Source organism: Stenotrophomonas sp. YJH_SMC_4 (assembly GCF_059371575.1).
Window position 1 is genome coordinate 1 of record NZ_JCAFUR010000014.1, and the last position, 17,642, is coordinate 17,642.

A 17,642-nucleotide genomic window follows, 5' to 3' on the forward strand; every position below is an offset into this window, starting at 1 on the left:
AGCTTACATGGGTGAGGGCGCTTTGCTTGCGAAGCACTGCTTCGCAAGCGCCCGAACGCACAGCCGCCAGCGGCTGGGCCGGGCCCCGGAGGGGGACTTGCAGCGCCCCCCGCAACCGGACCCACCCCGCCATCCCACGGATAGCCGCCTTTGCTTTTGAGGTTGCCGGCCAGCGGCCGGCACTACCGCGGGTGCAGGGCGCAGCCCTGCAAAGCCCCCCTTCCCCATACCCCGCCGAATGGGTATACAGTCGACCCGTACCGGCATCGTGCCGGAATGAACCCTGGGAGGGGACCATGCGCAAGACCTTCAAGACCCTGCTGCTGGCACTGCCGCTGTGCCTGGCCGCGCTCTCGGCGCAGGCCGCCGACGGCGCCGCCGGCCGCTGGAAGACCATCGACGACAAGACCGGCAAGGTGAAGTCGATCGTCGAGATCACCCAGGCCGCCAACGGCACCCTGACCGGCAAGGTGGTCGACATCCTGCACTCGGACAAGGGCCCCAACCCGATCTGTGACGGCTGTGAAGGCGCCAACAGGAACAAGCCGGTGAAGGGCATGACCATCCTCTGGAACCTGAAGGCCGACGGCGCCAACAAGTGGTCCGGTGGCACCATCCTCGACCCGGCCAACGGCAAGACCTACAAGTCGAAGATGGAACTGCAGCCCGGCGGCACCCGGCTGGACGTGTCCGGCTGCATCGCCTTCATCTGCCGCGCGCAGACCTGGCAGCGCGAATAAGCGCTCCGGCCCCCGCTTCATCCCCGTGACCCGGCCCCGGCCGGGTCACCTCGTTGCGGGCATGCGATACTCTGCGGTTCCCCTCGGCTTCACCCCGCGACCATGACCCGTACCGCGCTCGTCACCACCGCCCTGCCCTACGCCAACGGCCCGCTGCACCTGGGCCACCTGGTCGGCTACATCCAGGCCGACATCTGGGTGCGTGCGCGGCGAATGAGTGGCGGCAAGGCCTGGTTCGTCTGCGCCGACGATACCCATGGCACGCCGATCATGCTGGCCGCGGAAAAGGCCGGGGTCACCCCGGAAACCTTCATCGCCAACATCCAGGCCAGCCACGAACGTGACTTCGCCGCCTTCGGCGTGGCCTTCGACCACTACGACTCGACCAATTCGGCGGCCAACAAGGCGCTGACCGAGCAGTTCTACCTGAAGCTGGAAGCGGCCGGCCACATCAGCCGCCGTTCGGTGGCGCAGTTCTACGACCCGGCCAAGGGCATGTTCCTGCCCGACCGTTACGTCAAGGGCATCTGCCCGAACTGCGGCAGCCCCGACCAGTACGGCGACAACTGCGAAGTGTGCGGCGCTACCTATGCGCCGACCGATCTGAAGGAACCGCGTTCGGTCATCTCCGGTGCCACGCCGGAAATGCGCGATTCGGAGCACTTCTTCTTCGAGGTGGGCCACTTCGACGCGTTCCTGCGCGAATGGCTGGCCGGCGACGTCGCCCTGCCGGGCGTGAAGGCCAAGCTGGGTGAGTGGCTCAATGCCGAAGGTGGCCTGCGCGCGTGGGACATCTCGCGCGATGCGCCGTACTTCGGCTTCCAGATTCCCGGACAGCCGGGCAAGTACTTCTACGTCTGGCTGGATGCACCGATCGGCTACCTGTCCAGCTTCCAGACCCTGTGCGGCAGGATCGGCGAGGACTTCGAAGCGCACCTGCGCGCCGGTACCAGCACCGAGCTGCACCACTTCATCGGCAAGGACATCGTCAACTTCCACGGCCTGTTCTGGCCGGCGGTGCTGCACGGCACCGGTCACCGCGCGCCGACCCGCCTGCACGTCAACGGCTACCTGACCGTGGACGGCGCCAAGATGAGCAAGTCGCGCGGCACCTTCGTGATGGCGCGTACCTTCCTCGATGTCGGCCTGGAGCCGGAAGCGCTGCGCTACTACTACGCCGCCAAGTCCGGCGGTGGCGTCGACGATCTCGACCTGAACCTGGGTGACTTCATCGCCCGCGTCAACGCCGACCTGGTCGGCAAGTTCGTCAACCTGGCCAGCCGCTGCGCCGGCTTCATCAGCAAGCGCTTCGACGGGCAGCTGGCCGCGCAGCTGCCCGATGCGGCGCAGTACCAGCGCTTCGTCGATGGCCTGGCGCCGATCCGTGAAGCCTACGAGCGCAACGACCCGGCCGCGGCGATCCGCCTGACCATGACCCTGGCCGACGAAGCCAACCGCTACATCGACGACGTCAAGCCGTGGGTCATCGCCAAGCAGGAAGGCGCCGATGCGCAACTGCAGGCCGTATGCAGCCAGGGCCTGAACCTGTTCCGCGTGCTGGTCACCGCCCTGAAGCCGGTGCTGCCGGCCACCGCCGCGCAGGCCGAAGCCTTCCTGGCCGCGCCGGTGAACGACTGGACCGAACTGGCACAGCCGCTGCTGGGCCACCGCATCACCGACTACACCCCGCTGTTCACCCGTATCGACCCGAAGAAGATTGACGCCATGATCGACGCCTCCAAGGACACCCTGCAGCCGGCGGCTGCCGCTGCCCCCGCCGCCAAGCCGGCCGCCCCGGCCCCGGCCAAGGACGAAGCAAAGAGCGCCGACGCGCCGGCCTACATCGGCATCGACGATTTCGCCAAGCTCGACCTGCGCATCGGCAAGGTGCTGGTCTGCGAGTTCGTGGAAGGATCGGACAAGCTGCTGCGCTTCGAGCTGGATGCAGGTGAACTGGGCAAGCGCCAGATCTTCTCCGGTATCCGTGGCAGCTACGGCGAGCCGGAGAAGCTGGTCGGCCGCAGCGTGGTGTTCATCGCCAACCTGGCCCCGCGCAAGATGCGCTTCGGCCTGAGCGAAGGCATGATCCTGTCGGCCGGCTTCGACGGCGGTGCGCTGGCGTTGCTGGACGCCGACAGCGGCGCGCAGCCGGGCATGCCGGTCCGCTGATGCCCGCAGCGGGCGTGGCCTCGGCCGCGCCCGCCGGCAGCATTGGCCAGCGGAGGCAACGCGATGGGAGGCAACGGAATGGAACTGGCGCTGTTCGACTTCGACCACACCGTGACCACCTGCGATACCTATGGCCGTTTCCTGCGCCGCGTGGCCACCGCCGAACAGCTGGCGCAGGCGTGGTGGAAGGTCGGCCCGTGGCTGCTCGCGTACAAGCTGAAGCTGATCTCGGCCGAACGCATCCGCGCGCGCGTCACCCGCCTGACCTTCAGCGACCGCCACAGTGACGACATCGCCACCCTGGCCGCCGGCTTCTCGCGTGAGTTCCTGCCCGACGTGGTGCGCCCGGAAATGCTGGAGCAGATCCGCTGGCACAAGGAACAGCAGCACACCGTGGTGATCGTGTCCGGCTCGCTGGACCTGTACCTGCGGCCGTGGTGCGAGCAGCTGGGCCTGCAGTTGATCTGCAACCGGCTGGAATGTCAGGACGGACGCCTGACCGGCCGTTACGCCGGTGGCGACTGTGGCCCGCGCAAGGTCGAGCACATCCGTCGCCAGTTCGATCTGTCGCGTTACGTGCGCATCCATGCCTACGGTGACAGTTCCGAAGACAAGCCGATGCTGGCGCTGGCCCACGAGCGCTGGTTCCGCGGCAAACCCCTGAAGTAACCCGACGCGCAGCCTTCGCCACGCATGAGCCTGATCCCGCCCCTGACCGAACGCCTCGACCGCCTGCTGCCGCAGACCCAATGCGGGCAATGCGGCTACGACGGTTGCCGACCGTACGCGCAGGCGATGGCGCGCGGCGAGGCAGGCGTCGACCGCTGCCCACCCGGTGGCGATGCCGGTGCACGCGCGCTGGCCCAGGTTCTGCGCGTACCGGCGATTCCTTTTGATCGTTCGCGCGGCGAGCACAAGGCGCCGCAGGTGGCGTTGATCGTGGAAGCCGACTGCATCGGCTGCACCAAGTGCATCCAGGCCTGCCCGGTGGACGCCATCGTCGGCGGCGCCAAGTACATGCACACGGTGATCGCCGATCTGTGCACCGGCTGCGAGCTGTGCATCCCGCCGTGCCCGGTGGACTGCATCGAGCTGGTGCCGGCCTAGCCACCAGACCAACCGGCGGTGGAGCGGCGGGGTAGAGTCGGCTGTTAGTCGACTGCTCTTCGTTCCGGCGGCGCAAAACCCCGCGCTGCGCGCGACAGTCGACTCTACCCCCCCTCCACTGCTGGGAGGTGACCTTGCCGTTACGGCACTGCCGCCGTCACCACGATCTCGACCTTCCAGTCGGCGTGGGCCAGCTTGGCCTCGACCGTGGCGCGCGCCGGGGTCGCACCTTCCACCACCCACTCATCCCATGCCTTGTTCATACCGTCGAAATCGGCCATGTCGGCCAGGAACACTTCGGCGCGCAACACGTGCTGGCGATCACTGGCCACCAGCGCCAGCAGCTTGTCGATCTCGGCCAGCACCTGCCGGGTCTGCCCGGTGATGTCCTGGCTGGTGTCTTCCGGAATCTGGCCGGAAAGGTAGGCGACCTTGTTGTACACGGTCATTTCGGACATGCGCGGTCCGACGTCGTAACGCTCCATCATGGGCGTGGCTCCTGCGGGTGATCAGGCCTGCATTGTCCTCCAAACCGGTCAACGATGGGTGCAGGGCAGCCATCCACACACGGTCACTACCGGCTTCCGACAGCGACGCTGGTCAAATGCCAGCGACAGGCGCACGATGCGCCACGGCTGCATTGACACCGCCCTCGCCCTCCCTGACGCACCCTTGCGCCGATGACCGAAACCACCGACCCCGCCACCGCTCCCTCCACCCCGGCATGGAAGCGGGTCCTCACCATCGTCATCCCGCTGCTGATCCTTGCGTTGGCGCTGCACGGCCTGGCCAACGAGTTCGATGAGAACGGCTACCGCGCCATCCGCCATGCCTTCCACCAGCTCAGTGGCACGCAGATCGCGCTTACTGTCGTGCTGGGCCTGGCCAGCTATGCCTGCCTGATCGGCTTTGATGCCATCGGCCTGCGCCGCAGCGGCATCCGCGTGCATCCGGCGCGCATCGGCATCACCGCGTTCCTGGCACACACGCTCGGCCAGACCGTGGGCTTTGCCGCGCTCACCGGCGGTGCGGTGCGCCTGCGCGGCTACCGTACCGCCGGCCTCGACCTGGCGCAGATCGGCCAGGTCGTGCTGATGAGCACGCTCGGCTTCGTGTTCGGTGCGTGGCTGCTGATCAGCGTGGCGCTGTGCATGGAACCGGCGGCAGCGGCGCTTGCCCTGCCGCTGGACCCGGATGCGGTGCGCGTGGTCGGCATCGTCGCGCTGCTGGCCTATGCGGCCACCCTGCTGCTGGTCGGCCGCGATGGACGCCAGTTCAGCGTGTTCGGCCATGCGCTGTGGCTGCCCGACCGGCGCACGATGATCGGGGTGACCGTGCTCAGCGTGATCGAGCTGGTGCTGGCCAGTGCCGCGTTCTATGTGCTGCTTCCGGACTCGACGCCGACCGGCCTGCCCGGCTTCGTCGGCCTGTACCTGGTCGCGGTGCTGGCCGGCCTGGTTTCGACCGTGCCCGCCGGCCTCGGCGTGTTCGAATGGAGCCTGCTGAAGCTGCTGCCACAGGTGGCACCGGCTGCGGTGCTGGCGGCGGCGTTGATCTACCGCGTCACCTACTACGTGCTGCCCCTGCTGCTGGCCACCCTGCTCGCGCTTGCACCCGCGCTGCGCCAGCCGCTGCAGGCCAGTGCCGGGGCAACCCGTGCCGGCTGGAACGCGCTGCGCCCATGGTTGCCGCAGATCATCGCGCTGGCGGTGTTCAGCATCGGTGCTGCGCTGGTCATCGACGGCACGTTGCCCACGCCGCGCCGTCACCTGGTCAACGCATCACTGCCGATCCTGGAAACGTCCCATCTGATCGGCAGCCTCAGCGGCGTCGCCCTGCTGCTGATCGGCCAGGGCCTGGCCCGGCGCAGCCATGCCGCATGGATGCTGGCGATGGCCGTGTGCGTGATCACCCCGTTGCCACTGTGGCTGCGCGGTGGCCAACCGTTGATCGCGGTCTCCGCCCTGCTGGTGGCGATGGCGCTGTGGGCCGCACGCCGCGAGTTCTACCGCCAGGGCGCGCTGCTGGATGAAGCATGGTCGTGGCCATGGCTGCGCAACCTCGGCCTGGTACTGGTGGCGGTCACCTGGCTGTTGTTCTTCACCTACAGCCATGTCGAGTACCAGAACGAGCTGTGGTGGCAGTTTGCGATATCCGGCAACGCACCGCGTGCGCTGCGTGCGCTGCTGGTGGTGGCGATCGCGCTGGTGATGTTCGGCCTGGCGCGGCTGCTGCACAGTACGCGCAGCCCGCTGCCAGCCGCCGACGAGGCCACGCTGCAATCATTGGCGCCGGTACTGGCCGGTGCCACCGATACCCAGGCCTGCCTGGTACTGACCGCCGACAAGGCGGTGCTGCGCGATGATGCGAAACAGGGCTTCGTGATGATGCAGCGCTACGGCGGTTCGCTGATCGCGATGGGCGATCCGGTCGGCCCGCCTGATGTGGCGCGCGCGCTGATATGGCGCTTCCGCGAGGAAGCTGACCGGCTCGGCCTGCGCCCGGTGTTCTACCAGGTGGGCGAGACCTACTGGCAGACCTATCTCGACCTGGGCCTGGGCCTGGTCAAGCTGGGCGAGGAAGCGATCGTGCCCTTGCACGACTTCGGCCTGGAAGGCCGCGAACGCGCCGATCTGCGCCAGGCCTGGAACCGTGGCAAGCGCGGGGGCCTTTCGTTCCGCGTGGCACCGGTGGAAGAGATTCCCAGCCTGCTTCCCCGCCTGCACGCGATCTCCAACGCGTGGCTGGAAGACAAGGCCGGCGACGAGAAGGGTTTCTCGCTGGGCAGCTACGATCCGGATTACCTGGCGCGCTTCCCGGTGGCGCTGGTCGAAGCCGAGGGCCAGATCGTGGCATTCGCCAACCTGTGGCAGGCACCGGCCGGTGCCGAGCTGTCGGTGGACCTCATGCGCCACGTCAACGAGGCACCGAAGGGCACGATGGACTTCCTGTTCATCGAGCTGTTCCTGTGGGGCCGCGCGCAGGGCTATGCGCGCTTCTCGCTGGGCATGGCGCCGCTGTCCGGGCTGGCCCAGCATCGCCTTGCTGGTCGCTGGAACCGACTGGCCGGCCTGCTCGCGCGGCATGGCGAACGCTTCTATGGCTTCAGTGGCCTGCGCCGCTTCAAGTCGAAGTTCGACCCGCAGTGGCGACCGCGCTATCTGGCAGCACCCGGCGGCATGCATCTGCCGGCCGCGTTGCTGGATGCCACGCGCCTGATCTCGCTGGACCCGCGGCGTAACTGAAGCCCTGAGCCGCCGGGCATGGCCCGGCGCTGCAAACCACCCGGTAGGTGTCGACCTTGGTCGACACGGCGGCGACAGCGTTCGGGCGTGGCCCGGCGCTACGCCCCGCCCTTGAGGATCACTTCGGCCAATCGGTCGTAATCACCATTGAAGTGATGGTCGCCCGGCAGCTTCACCTTCTGCACGCCGTCGTTGGCCGGCAGGCCGGGGCACAGCGCGTCGTCATCCTTGTCGCCATACACGCAGAGGGTCTTCGCCGCCGGCAGCTTCGCCACTTCCGGCGCGATCGGCAGACCATCGCCGCCACCACCCAGCCAGTTGCTGACGTGGAATTCAAAGTCGGCCTTCCTGCCTACCGACAACAGCACGATACGATCCAGCGCTGCGCGGGTATCGGCATCGAGCTGGTTGATGGTGGCCGGCAGCACGTCGGCACCCTGCGAGAAACCGATCAGCATCACCTTGTCGCGGTGCCACTGCTGGCGGTAGTGATCGATGATCTTCTGCAGGTCAGTGGCAAATCCCTTCGGCGTGCGCTCGCTCCAGAAGTAGCGCAGTGAGTCGATGCCGACCACGGCCACGCCATGCTCGTTGAGCGACGATGCCACGTCCTTGTCCAGGCCGGCCCAGCCGCCATCGCCGGAAACGAACACGGCCAGCGTGTCGCCGCTGCCGGTCGCCGGTACTTCCACTATCGGCAGGCCCTTCAGCGCGGCTGGTGGCGGTGCCAGGCTGACGCCGGCCTGCGCGCCGATCACCCGCGCCGCCGCCACCAGGCCGGGTGAAGCATCGCCGCGCGCGGTGCGCTTGAACTCGCGTGCCATCGCCACCTGCTGCACGAAGCGGCTGGCCTCGCCAACCTTGCAGCCATGGTCGCCGGCGGCGCTCAGCCACGGGGAATTCAACTCGGCAGGCTGCAGCTTGTTGTGCTTCACGCCATCGCCGCAGACCATGCGCTCGTGGCTGCGATCCGGGCAGAAGCCAGTGGTCAGCAGGCCGGCGAACACTTGGGTGTCGGCCTGTGCGGCCAGCGTGTAGGCCATCTCGGCGCCTTCACCATCACCACCGACCAGCGGCAGGTGGTAGCCAGGCAGGTGCAGGGAGGCCTGCAACCAGCGCGAGAAGTTCTCGACGTCGCCGGAACCGAACGAACAGGTCGGATTCCCCTCGCGCTTGAGCACGCTGCGCAGATGCGCGATGTCCACGGCAGCGACCATCGCGCCATCGGCACGCAGGGCCTCGATCGGAAGGCGGCTGGTATCACCACCGGCGGTGGGTTCATGGAACCAGATCACCACACGCTGCGGCGTGCCAGCCGGCATGTGCACCGGAATCTGCTCGAACCGCCCGTGGCTGAACTGCTGCACGTTGGCCGCCGCCATTGCCGGCAGTGCTGCCAACGCCAGAACCACACCCATTGCCCTGCCCAGCCCTGCACGCTTCATGTCGCATCCCCGATGGAATGCGCACACGATACGCCGCCGCCGCGTGCACGGCACGTACCGGCGCAGGCCGTTGGGGATTCAGTGGGCTACGGCCCGACGGCTGCGCCGGTACAGGGCCATCGCCAGATACAGCAGCCAGCCAACGATCACCGCGATCACCACTTTCTGTCCCAGCCCACGCGGTGGTCCACCACGCCACAGCACATGCAGCCACAGCAGCACGAAGGCCAGCCATGCCCAGCCCCAGAGCAGGCCCGCGGCGGACTGCCAACCCGGTTCGCGGCGCAGGTACCAGGCCTGCAGCAGCATGCCGACGCTGGCACACAGGAACGCGGTGTTGGCTGCCAGTCCATGGATGAACGGTGCAAGCAGCGGGGTCGCTTCAGGCAGCCAGCTGTCACCGATGGCGACCGTCGCCAGCCCCAGCGCAGAGACAGTGAACAACAGCGGCGCCGCCGCACTGCGGCGCGGCCCGATGCTGCCGCGATACAGCGCAATGCCAAGCGCCGCAATGGCCAGCGCCAGCAGGCAGTAGGCAGCGCGCAATGCCAGGCCCCACGGCCCGTGCAGGTACAGGCTCAAGGTTGCCCGCACCCAGTCCAGATCACTGCGCGCGACCTGGGTCCACAGCGCGGTGGTCACGAACAGCAGCAGCGCCACCAGTGCCAGCACCGCCGCCGGACGCGCACGGCTCATGGCGTTGCCTCCGGATGCCGCGTCTTCCACTCGGCCAGCGCCTTGCGATAGCGCTGCAGCTCATCGGCATACAGATCCAGCACGCACAGCGGACAGCCGCTGCCACAGCACTCGTTGGGACCGGGCTCTTCGGGGGGCAGCGGGCGGGGGTCGGGATCAGGGACGGACACAGTGGGAAGCGACAATCGGTGAGAGCAGGCCCAAGTGTACCGGTCCAGCTCAGCGGGCCAGCTGTCGACGCAGGTTTTCCCGAGCCGCCGCATCCAGACGCTGGTGGAAGAAGTCACTGAGGAAGATGCGCGGCGCCCGCAGCAGCCCCTGCAGGAAACGGCGACGCCCGGCGCGGTACAGGAAGCCCGGCACGACCCCTTTGTACTCTTCGGCCACGCCACGATCGTAGGCAGCGAACACCGGCTCGGGCGCGGCCAGGATCGCCATGTCGCAGTCCAGGAACAGCGCGGCCTCGGCATCAACGTCGTCCGGGCCCAGATCGCCATGGCGGGCTGTCAGCAGGATCAACTGCTCGACCCGCGCGGCGTCGACGCCGGCCAGTTCCGGGGCCCGTGCGATTGCCTGCAGGGCCAGCGCCGCCGAACGCGCTTCGTTGTCCTTGCGGCCCGCCACATAGATCGCGTCGTGGTAGAGCACGGCCAGGTACACCTCGGCGGGCCTCTGCCAGCCCGGGCCGTCAGCCACGTCCTGGCAGTGCTGCAGCACCGCGCGTACGTGTCCGAAGTGGTGGTAGGCGCGGGGCGGCGTTGCGTAGCTGTCCTGCAGCGCCTGCCACTGCGCAGGAGCCAGCGTCAGCGGAGAGAAATCCATACCCGGATCATCCCGCCTGCGCAGCCCCGCGGCAAGCTGATGGTTTTTTCACCACATACTCACAACGCTTGCCCGGTGAGGCCTGGACGCGGTTGTCCACAGCTTTGTCGAGCGCTGGTCCACATCGGTTGTGGATGAAACGCCGTACCGGCCACGCGCCGACCAACGGTCACTGCAGCGCGGCGCCGCCGGGTCTACACTCGCTGCAGGCGGGAGCGCCCGCCGCTGCCGGGAACTGTCATGTACCGCCCTGCCGCCCGCATCTTCGTCGTGGTCCTGGCCGCTTTGATGGCCGCGCCGCTCTGCGCACAGAACCACCCGCGCACCGATGCACTCCCGCCCATCGGAAGCGTCACCCCGGTGGAGGTCCCCTCACCGGAACAGGTCTTCGCGATTCCTCCCGCAATGCGCGCGATGCTGCAGGCGCAGGTGATCGACCGCAGTTCATCGCGCGAGCAGCGGCTGCAGGCACTGGTGGAAATGATCTTCGGCCGCCAGGGGCTGGACCTGCAGTACGACGCGAACGCGACCTACACCGTGGACGAAGTCTGGCAGCAGCGCCGCGCCAACTGCCTCGCCTTCACGCTGATGTTCGTGGCACTGGCGCGCGAGGCTGGCATCCAGGCCCGCGTCCAGGAAGTCGGCCAGGTCGTGTCCTGGTACCAGGACCAGGACGCCGGCGTGGTCTACAGTGTGGGCCACGTCAACGCGGGCGTGGAGATCGCGGGGCGTTACGCCACGGTCGACCTCGATCGCAACGTACTCTACGACCGCCACGGCCCGCAGCCGGTCAGCCGCGCGCGTGCACTGGCCCATTTCTACAACAATCGAGGTGCCGAACGCATGGCCGAAGGAGACCTCGTCGGCGCCCGCGCGTTCTTCGATGCCTCGGTCGTGCAGGATCGCGCGTTCCCCTCGGTCTGGAACAACCTGGGTGTGCTCGACAACCGTGAGGGCAACACCGATGCGGCGCGGCAGGCACTGGACCGCGCCCTGCGCCTGGACGGTCGCCAGGATGCGGCGCTGACCAATGCCAGCGCGCTGTATCGGCAGCTTGGGCTGGATGCGCAGGCCAAGGCCCTGGAGCGACGCTTGAAGTCGGTGCAGCGTGAGGACCCGTTCGCGCAGTACATGCTGGGCACGCAGGCCGAGCAGGCCGGAAAGCTGGCCGAAGCCATCCGCTATTACCGGCAGGCCGTGCGCCTGTATGACACCGCGCACCAGTTCCACTTCGGGCTGGCGCGCGTGTATTTCCTGTCCGGGCAGCTTGAACGCGCCGACCGTGAACTGACCCGCGCGCAGCTGCTGGGTGGTGCACCGGAGCAGGCACGCTACCAGGCCAAGCTCGACAGCCTGGCCCGCTGGCGCGCGCAGCAGCAGGCCAGGCGCTGAGACCGATCAGGCCTTCTTGAGGAAGCAGGTCTTCAGGACCAGGCCCTTGATCTTGTCCGAGTTGCCTTCGATGTGCTCGGCATCATCTTCGACCAGGCGGATGTTGCGGATCACGGTGCCCTGCTTCAGCGGGATCGAAGACCCCTTCACCTTCAGGTCCTTGATCACGGTGACGGTGTCGCCGGCCTGCAGGGTATTGCCGTTGCTGTCACGCACGACCAGGGTCGAACCGGCACTTTCCTCGGCGGTCCATTCGAAACCGCAATCGGCGCAGATCCACAGCGCGCCATCGGCATAGGTGTTTTCCAGGGTGCACTGCGGGCAGGCGGGAACAGACGACATCGGCAAGTACCTCAAAGTGAATCAACAGCCGCCATTGTAACCGCCCGGTCCGGGGCCCCGGCTCCCTGGCAGGTGCCCGGCCGCCGCCATGACCGCGGCTGGAGCAGCCGTGACGCTGGAACTTGCAGTCGGCGACGAACTGCAGCAGAGTGCGCGGCCCCTGACCGCCCCCGGAACTCCCCATGCGCCTCGGCATCGACTTCGGTACCAGCAACTCCGCCGCCGCCATCGTGCATGAGGGGAAACTGCTGCCGATCCGTTTCGGTGACGCCGAACAGTTCCGCACCAGCGTGTACTTCCCCGGCGTGGTGCCCGACCCGGACGACTTCCAGCTCGACGACGGCCAGGAACACCAGCTGCAGCAGATGATCGATAGCGCCGCGCGTGCAGCCCGTGCCGCCGGCCAGGAACGCACCCCGCAGGCGCTGCGCCGTGAAGCCCTGCGCGCCCTGCGCCGTGAATGGATGGAGGCCCGCGCCGGCAAGGAACGCAGCGCCAGCGACCTGCTGCAGAACGCGGTCTACGGCGACGACGCGCTGGAAGCCTATTTCGAGGAACACGAAGGCAACCTGGTGCAGAGCCCGAAGTCGATGCTGGGCTACAACCTGCACCCACGCGCGAAGCAGACCATCACCGGCATCGCCGCGCACATCCTCGAACACATCCGCCTGACCGCCAGCGCCCAGCTTGGCCAGCCGCTGCGTGCCGCTCTGCTCGGCCGCCCGGTGCAGTTCCGCAGCTCGATCGGCGCGGCCGGCAATGACCAGGCACTGGATATCCTGCGCGAGGCCGCCACCCAGGCCGGCTTCGACCAGATCGATTTCCTCGAAGAACCCGCCGCGGCGGCCATGCACTACCACGCCGAAAGCCGCGAGCGGCACCAGGCGGTGATCGTCGACATCGGCGGCGGTACCACCGATATCGCGCATGCCGAAGTCGGTGGCGACGACGCCCCGCGTATCCACCGCGCGTGGGGTATCGCCCGCGGCGGTACCGACATTGATCTGGCGCTGAGCCTGTCCAGCTACATGCCGCTGTTCGGCCGCGGCATCACCCGCGTGCCCGCCCACCACTATGTGGAAGCAGCCACCGTGCAGGACATGACGCGCCAGCGCGACTTCCGCCAGCACAAATACGATCACGTCGACGAGCCGTGGGGCGGGCGCCTGCAGGCCCTGCAGGACACCGGCAATACCGCCCGCCTGTACCGCGATGTCGAACGCGCCAAGATCGCCCTCAGCGCCGCCAGCGAGCACCGCAGCACGCTGGACTACATCGCCCGCGACCTGCATGCCGACAGCAGCGCCGATGGCCTGGCCGCCGCCGCCCACGGCTACCTGGAGCAGATCCGGGAACTGCTGGCCCAAGTCCGCAGCGACATCGGGGGCGACCCGGATGCGGTGTTCCTGACCGGCGGCATGTCCCGTGCCGGCTACCTGCGCCAGGCCGTGGCCGAGGCCTTCCCGGGGGCCCGCATGGTCCACGGCGAGCCCTCGCTGGGCGTGGTCCAAGGCCTGGCGTTGGCGGCAGCCAGCCAGGATTAACAAAACGTTACGCGGTCTAAGTTACTCTTGGTCGGCTAGAACCCCGCTGCACCTTCCACCGGCCACGCCGGTGTGTGTCCACGGTGCAGCCTGGCCCGCCCTGCGGGCCTAGCGGCCATGCCTTCCTGGCTCGTTCATGGTCCGCGCAGCACCTGAGCCGCCATCGAGACCCGCTTTGGGCACCCGCCAGGCCCCTGTGGCCTTACAACCTGACGCAGCACCTGCACCCATCGACTGCCGCCGTTGTGACGCGGTCTGTTGCCGGCTGCCCGTGCTGCTGCAGCCCGGCGACCACGTGCCTGGCCAGTTCCTGTCACGCGACACCCACGGCCGTGCCGTGATGGCGCGCAACGAGGAAGGCTGGTGCGCGGCGATCGATCCCTATCACCTGCGCTGCACGATCTATTCGCAGCGCCCGGCGATCTGCCGCCAGTTTTCGATGGGCGGCGATGACTGCCGCCGCGAGCGGCAGGATTACCTGCGCCAGGCCGACGCCTGGGCGCTTTCCTCCCCTTCCACCTGACAGGAGCAACCATGCCCCGCAAGGCAAAGACCCCCGCGAAGGCCAGCAACAGCATCCGCAGCGAACGCAAGGGCGCGGCCGCCAGCACCGTGGTCAGCAGCGATTCGATCGCTTCGGACCTGGCAGCGTTCCGCAAGGCCGGTGGCAAGATCGAAGTCCTCGGCACCACCTGGGCGCTGAAGAAAGCCAGCTGACCCAGTACCGACCGCGGCGGCGCTGCCGCCGCGGCCTGCCGGACCGTGCTCAGCGATCCAGGCGTACCCGCACACTGCCCGAATGCGACTGGATGCGGATGTCTCCATCACCGCCCCCCAGACGCGTATCGAGATGGCTGCCCGGCCCATAGCGCGGCCGCTCCACCTGACCGGCGTCGCTGTTGATCGAGCCGCTGAAGCTGTTCACCGACAGCTGTGCCGACACCGTGCGTGGCAGGCTCAGCGTGACCGAGGCACTGACCGATTCGACATTGATGCGGCCGCCGGGCGCCAGCCCGGCCGCTGCCAGATCGATGCTGCCAGAGACGGTTTCCACCGCCAGTCGCTGCACGCGCCCGGCGTCGACCTGGACCCGTCCGGACACCGTCTGCGCACCGATATCACCGGACACGCCGCCGCCGGCCTCGATGCGGCCACTGACGGTGTTCACATCCAGCTTCGGCGTCTGCAGGCGTGCGCTGACGCTGCCACTGACCGTGTTGAGCTTGCTGTCGCCACTGCGGCCAGCCGCGCTCAGGCTGCCGCTGACCGTGTCGGCCTGCAGCCGTCGCACATCGATACCACTGATGTCCTGGCTGGCGCTGACCGTGCTCAGCAGCAGCTCCACAGATCGCGGCACGTTCAGCACCAGCGTTGCACCGCCGTTGTTGCTGCGGCGCGGATATTCGATCTCCCAGCGCACACGGTTGGCGCTTTTTTCCTGACGCAACTGCAGGCCGTCGCTGAGCGTGCCGGTGAGCTGCACGTCATTGCGGTCCCAGCCACGCACGGTCACCTTGCCGGCCACGTTGCTCAGCTCGATGCGCCCCCCCGCAGCCAAGGTGTGGCGCTCGTCGATGCGGGTGTCGGCCAGCGCCACGGCAGGGGCCAACAGCAGCGCGACGCAACAGGAAATCAGGGTTCGGGTCATGGGGGTCTCCTCAGGTCGTCAAGCCGGACTCGGCGGCATAGGCCGCCTGCCGGGTCAGTTCCAGCCGCAGCGCATAGGTGCGCTTGAGCTGGCCAAGCAGGTGCGGCGCACGCGGGTCCTGCGCCAGGGCGGCACGGATCTGCGCCGCGCTTTCATCCAGTTCATGCAGGGCCGGCTGCCATTCCGGCGCCCGTCCATCGGGCAGCGCGGCCACGGCCTGCTGGTACTGCTCGGTCATCGCCGCGGCCTGCAGCTGCAGGGCGGACGGCGCCGGCGTATCCGGCTGCGCATGCCGCCACGGCGCCACCGCATACAGTGCCAGGCTGGCAGCCAGGGCAGCGCCGGCCGGCCACCACCAGCGGCGCCGCGAACGCACCGGCAGGACCACCACGTTGTCCGTTGGCGCGGGTGCTGCCTGCGATTCACGCGGCGGCAGCCGGGCGGACAGGCGTGCCCAGCCATCGGCGGGTACATCGCGCTCGTTCGGCAGCGCGCGCAGCCGGGCCAGCAGGTCGTGATCGGAATCGTGTTCGTGTGTACTCATGTCATGTCTCCCAGCCGTGCGCGCAACAGGCCGCGCGCACGATGCAGCTGTGCCTTGGAACTGCCGACAGCCATCTGCAGCTGCTCGGCGATTTCCTGGTGTTTCCAGCCTTCGATATCGTGCAGCACCAGTACCGCACGCGCCCGTGGTGGCAGTGTCGACAATGCGCGCTCCAGGTCACGCTCGGTACCCGCGCAACGGTCATGCACCGCCAGTTCCAGCAGGCCGCCATCGACATCCTCCAGACTGTCGTGATCCTGCCCTGCGGCGCGACCACGCAGTTCCATCAGTGCGGCGTTGACCCCCAGCCGATGCAGCCAGGTGGACAGGCTGCTCTCGAAACGGAACCCTGGCAGGGCTTTCCAGGCCTGCAGGAAGGCCTCCTGCAGCGCATCCTCGGCACGTGCCTGCTGGCCGCCACACAACCGCCACAGGACAGCGAATACACGCGGCGCGTGACGCCGGTACAGCAGTTCGTAGGCAGCGGTGTCGCCGGCGGCCGCCGCCCGTACCAGAGCGGGTTCGTCGACGGCGTCGTTGGCGGCGGGCGGCGCGGGCATGGTGGTGTCGAGCATATCGCTTGGATGCGGCGACCCGGGAAAAGGTTTAGAGCCGATCGACGGCCGATGCCATGCAACCTTTTCGACGGCTGCTGCATCCATGGAAGGTCCTTCGCGAATCTGCCGTCCGGGAGTCCTGCCATGTCCAGCCCTTCCTGCGCCGCCCTGCTGGTGATCGCTGCCTGCGTCCTGCTGCAGGCGCTGGGCCTGTCACTGCAGCTGCGCCCCGACAACGGCCGCGCCTGCCTGCAGCAGCACCGCCAGGAGCTGGTCTGCCTGGCCTGGACCCCGGCGGTCGAATCCCCCGCACGCGCCGGGTAACATCGAGGGCCGTTATTGCCACCCGTCGTCGCCCCCATGATGTTGTCGCTGAAGGATCACCTGCCGGCCTGGACCTACCCTTGGCTCCACGACGCGGGTATCGCCGTGAAGATCCTGCTCACCCTGCTGGCCGCGTGGCTGCTGCGGGTGCTGGCACGGCGCTTGATCCGCCGCTTCGCCGAGCACTACACGCTGCCACCGGAAATGGTGATGGGCGCGCGCCGGATCACCAGTTTCGTGGTCTATTTCAGCGCGGTCCTGTACATCCTCAGCCTGCTCGGCGCATCGCCGTCGGTACTGTGGACCGCGTTCACCGGCTTCGCGGCGGTGGGTGCGGTGGCCTTCTTCGCGGCCTGGAGCGTGCTCTCCAACATCTTCTGCACGCTGCTGATCTTCACCACGCGCCCATTCCGCCTGCATGACTACATCGAGGTGCTGGAGAACGGCGAGAAACCGGGCCTGAAGGGCCGGGTGATCGACGTGAACCTGATCTACACCACGCTGCAGGAGACCGGCGACGGCCACGAGGGCACGGTGCTGCAGCTGCCGAACAACCTGTTCTTCCAGCGCACGGTGCGGCGCTGGCGCGACCCGGCACAGGCCCCCGGCGGCATCCAGGGCGACGGCTGAGGGGGTCTTCCTTTGCAGGGCTGCGCCCTGCACCTGCAGAGGCCGAAGCCGAAGCAAGATCAAGAGCGGCATTCCGTGGGATGGCGGGGCGGTGTGGGTGGTCAGGACACGCCGTAAACCCGTCCATGGGGGCTCGATGGCGCCATCCATGGCGCCAACGGTCCTGCCCACCCACACCGCCCCACCTCTGACAGATTCCGCGCGCTGTTGGTGGGTGCCGACCGTTGGTCGGCACATCTGTCAGATATCGATAGTCAAAATTGAATCCGACCCCGTGCCGACCAACGGTCGGCATCAGCAGCGGGTTCCAACAGATCGCGGAAATCTGTCAGAGGCGGGGCGGTGTCGGAGTGCGGGGTGTCCGCGGCATGGATGCCGCGGCCAAGCCCCCATGGACGGGTTCACGGCGTCCCCGCACTCCGACACCGCCCTGCCAA

The 17,642-nt window shown here is 68.0% G+C and carries 20 protein-coding genes; 11 read left to right on the top strand and 9 right to left on the bottom strand.

Going from position 1 to position 17,642, the window contains the following annotated elements:
- Window positions 1–296: 296 nt before the first annotated feature.
- The 4 genes from AC5P9F_RS16220 (at window position 297) to rnfB (ending at window position 4,016) form a co-directional block, all read left to right on the top strand.
- Window positions 297–740, top strand: coding sequence for a DUF2147 domain-containing protein (locus tag AC5P9F_RS16220; protein ID WP_043035452.1), 444 nt, complete (start codon window positions 297–299; stop codon window positions 738–740).
- A 102-nt stretch (window positions 741–842) separates the two neighbouring features.
- Entirely contained in the window at window positions 843–2,909 is a 2,067-nt protein-coding gene (gene metG, locus AC5P9F_RS16225) for a methionine--tRNA ligase (RefSeq protein WP_043035451.1), read from the top strand.
- Between the two features lie 78 nt (window positions 2,910–2,987).
- Window positions 2,988–3,578: an HAD family hydrolase gene (locus AC5P9F_RS16230; protein ID WP_005414141.1), complete on the top strand. Its 591-nt coding sequence runs from the start codon at window positions 2,988–2,990 to the stop codon at window positions 3,576–3,578.
- 24 nt (window positions 3,579–3,602) lie between these two features.
- On the top strand, window positions 3,603–4,016 hold the full coding sequence (rnfB, locus tag AC5P9F_RS16235) for an Rnf electron transport complex subunit RnfB (protein ID WP_012480943.1): 414 nt from the start codon (window positions 3,603–3,605) through the stop codon (window positions 4,014–4,016).
- A 140-nt stretch (window positions 4,017–4,156) separates the two neighbouring features.
- On the opposite strand, the gene AC5P9F_RS16240 is transcribed toward rnfB, so the two are convergent.
- Window positions 4,157–4,504 (bottom strand): RidA family protein, encoded by a 348-nt coding sequence (locus tag AC5P9F_RS16240; protein ID WP_005410556.1) that lies wholly within the window; start codon window positions 4,502–4,504, stop codon window positions 4,157–4,159.
- Window positions 4,505–4,696: 192 nt separating this feature from the next.
- On the opposite strand from AC5P9F_RS16240, the gene mprF reads away from it, so the two are divergent.
- Window positions 4,697–7,261, top strand: coding sequence for a bifunctional lysylphosphatidylglycerol flippase/synthetase MprF (gene mprF / locus AC5P9F_RS16245; protein WP_005414230.1), 2,565 nt, complete (start codon window positions 4,697–4,699; stop codon window positions 7,259–7,261).
- Between the two features lie 98 nt (window positions 7,262–7,359).
- Here mprF and AC5P9F_RS16250 read toward each other — a convergent pair whose 3' ends face one another.
- From AC5P9F_RS16250 to AC5P9F_RS16265, 4 genes are all read right to left on the bottom strand, one after another.
- The gene (locus AC5P9F_RS16250; protein ID WP_005414229.1) at window positions 7,360–8,706 is read right to left on the bottom strand and encodes a virulence factor family protein; all 1,347 of its coding nucleotides are present in this window, start codon (window positions 8,704–8,706) and stop codon (window positions 7,360–7,362) included.
- 78 nt (window positions 8,707–8,784) lie between these two features.
- On the bottom strand, window positions 8,785–9,402 hold the full coding sequence (locus tag AC5P9F_RS16255; RefSeq protein WP_043035448.1) for a DUF998 domain-containing protein: 618 nt from the start codon (window positions 9,400–9,402) through the stop codon (window positions 8,785–8,787).
- Entirely contained in the window at window positions 9,399–9,587 is a 189-nt protein-coding gene (locus AC5P9F_RS16260; RefSeq protein WP_012480947.1) for an oxidoreductase-like domain-containing protein, read from the bottom strand. Before AC5P9F_RS16260 ends, AC5P9F_RS16255 begins: the two co-directional genes overlap by 4 nt.
- A gap of 34 nt (window positions 9,588–9,621) precedes the next feature.
- Window positions 9,622–10,224, bottom strand: a complete 603-nt coding sequence (locus tag AC5P9F_RS16265) for an HD domain-containing protein (RefSeq protein ID WP_005410561.1) — start codon at window positions 10,222–10,224, stop codon at window positions 9,622–9,624.
- A gap of 240 nt (window positions 10,225–10,464) precedes the next feature.
- On the opposite strand from AC5P9F_RS16265, the gene AC5P9F_RS16270 reads away from it, so the two are divergent.
- Window positions 10,465–11,616: a transglutaminase-like domain-containing protein gene (locus AC5P9F_RS16270; RefSeq protein WP_043035446.1), complete on the top strand. Its 1,152-nt coding sequence runs from the start codon at window positions 10,465–10,467 to the stop codon at window positions 11,614–11,616.
- Window positions 11,617–11,622: 6 nt separating this feature from the next.
- Here the strand turns inward: AC5P9F_RS16270 and AC5P9F_RS16275 are convergent, their stop codons facing one another.
- Window positions 11,623–11,958 carry a zinc ribbon domain-containing protein YjdM gene (locus tag AC5P9F_RS16275; protein ID WP_005414225.1) on the bottom strand — a complete coding sequence of 112 codons (336 nt, stop codon included), beginning with the start codon at window positions 11,956–11,958 and terminating at the stop codon, window positions 11,623–11,625.
- A 182-nt stretch (window positions 11,959–12,140) separates the two neighbouring features.
- On the opposite strand from AC5P9F_RS16275, the gene AC5P9F_RS16280 reads away from it, so the two are divergent.
- The 3 genes from AC5P9F_RS16280 to AC5P9F_RS16290 all read left to right on the top strand — a co-directional run bounded on the left by AC5P9F_RS16280 (window position 12,141) and on the right by AC5P9F_RS16290 (window position 14,219).
- On the top strand, window positions 12,141–13,502 hold the full coding sequence (locus AC5P9F_RS16280) for an Hsp70 family protein (protein ID WP_012480950.1): 1,362 nt from the start codon (window positions 12,141–12,143) through the stop codon (window positions 13,500–13,502).
- Window positions 13,503–13,731: 229 nt separating this feature from the next.
- A complete protein-coding gene (locus tag AC5P9F_RS16285; protein ID WP_053462562.1) occupies window positions 13,732–14,025 on the top strand; it encodes a YkgJ family cysteine cluster protein in 294 nt (97 codons plus the stop codon).
- 11 nt (window positions 14,026–14,036) lie between these two features.
- Window positions 14,037–14,219: a hypothetical protein gene (locus AC5P9F_RS16290; RefSeq protein WP_005410566.1), complete on the top strand. Its 183-nt coding sequence runs from the start codon at window positions 14,037–14,039 to the stop codon at window positions 14,217–14,219.
- A gap of 49 nt (window positions 14,220–14,268) precedes the next feature.
- Here AC5P9F_RS16290 and AC5P9F_RS16295 read toward each other — a convergent pair whose 3' ends face one another.
- From AC5P9F_RS16295 to AC5P9F_RS16305, 3 genes are read right to left on the bottom strand one after another with little or no spacing between them, the layout of a single operon-like run.
- Window positions 14,269–15,150, bottom strand: a complete 882-nt coding sequence (locus AC5P9F_RS16295) for a DUF4097 family beta strand repeat-containing protein (RefSeq protein ID WP_043035445.1) — start codon at window positions 15,148–15,150, stop codon at window positions 14,269–14,271.
- A 10-nt stretch (window positions 15,151–15,160) separates the two neighbouring features.
- Window positions 15,161–15,694, bottom strand: a complete 534-nt coding sequence (locus AC5P9F_RS16300) for a hypothetical protein (protein WP_005414222.1) — start codon at window positions 15,692–15,694, stop codon at window positions 15,161–15,163.
- Window positions 15,691–16,269, bottom strand: a complete 579-nt coding sequence (locus tag AC5P9F_RS16305; RefSeq protein WP_033834331.1) for an RNA polymerase sigma factor — start codon at window positions 16,267–16,269, stop codon at window positions 15,691–15,693. Before AC5P9F_RS16305 ends, AC5P9F_RS16300 begins: the two co-directional genes overlap by 4 nt.
- Window positions 16,270–16,395: 126 nt before the next feature.
- Here AC5P9F_RS16305 and AC5P9F_RS16310 point away from each other — a divergent pair, with 126 nt between their 5' ends.
- Together AC5P9F_RS16310 and AC5P9F_RS16315 are read left to right on the top strand one after the other, a co-directional pair.
- Window positions 16,396–16,575 (top strand): hypothetical protein, encoded by a 180-nt coding sequence (locus AC5P9F_RS16310; protein ID WP_005410570.1) that lies wholly within the window; start codon window positions 16,396–16,398, stop codon window positions 16,573–16,575.
- Window positions 16,576–16,611: 36 nt separating this feature from the next.
- Window positions 16,612–17,205, top strand: a complete 594-nt coding sequence (locus AC5P9F_RS16315) for a mechanosensitive ion channel family protein (protein WP_005410571.1) — start codon at window positions 16,612–16,614, stop codon at window positions 17,203–17,205.
- Window positions 17,206–17,642: the final 437 nt, after the last annotated feature.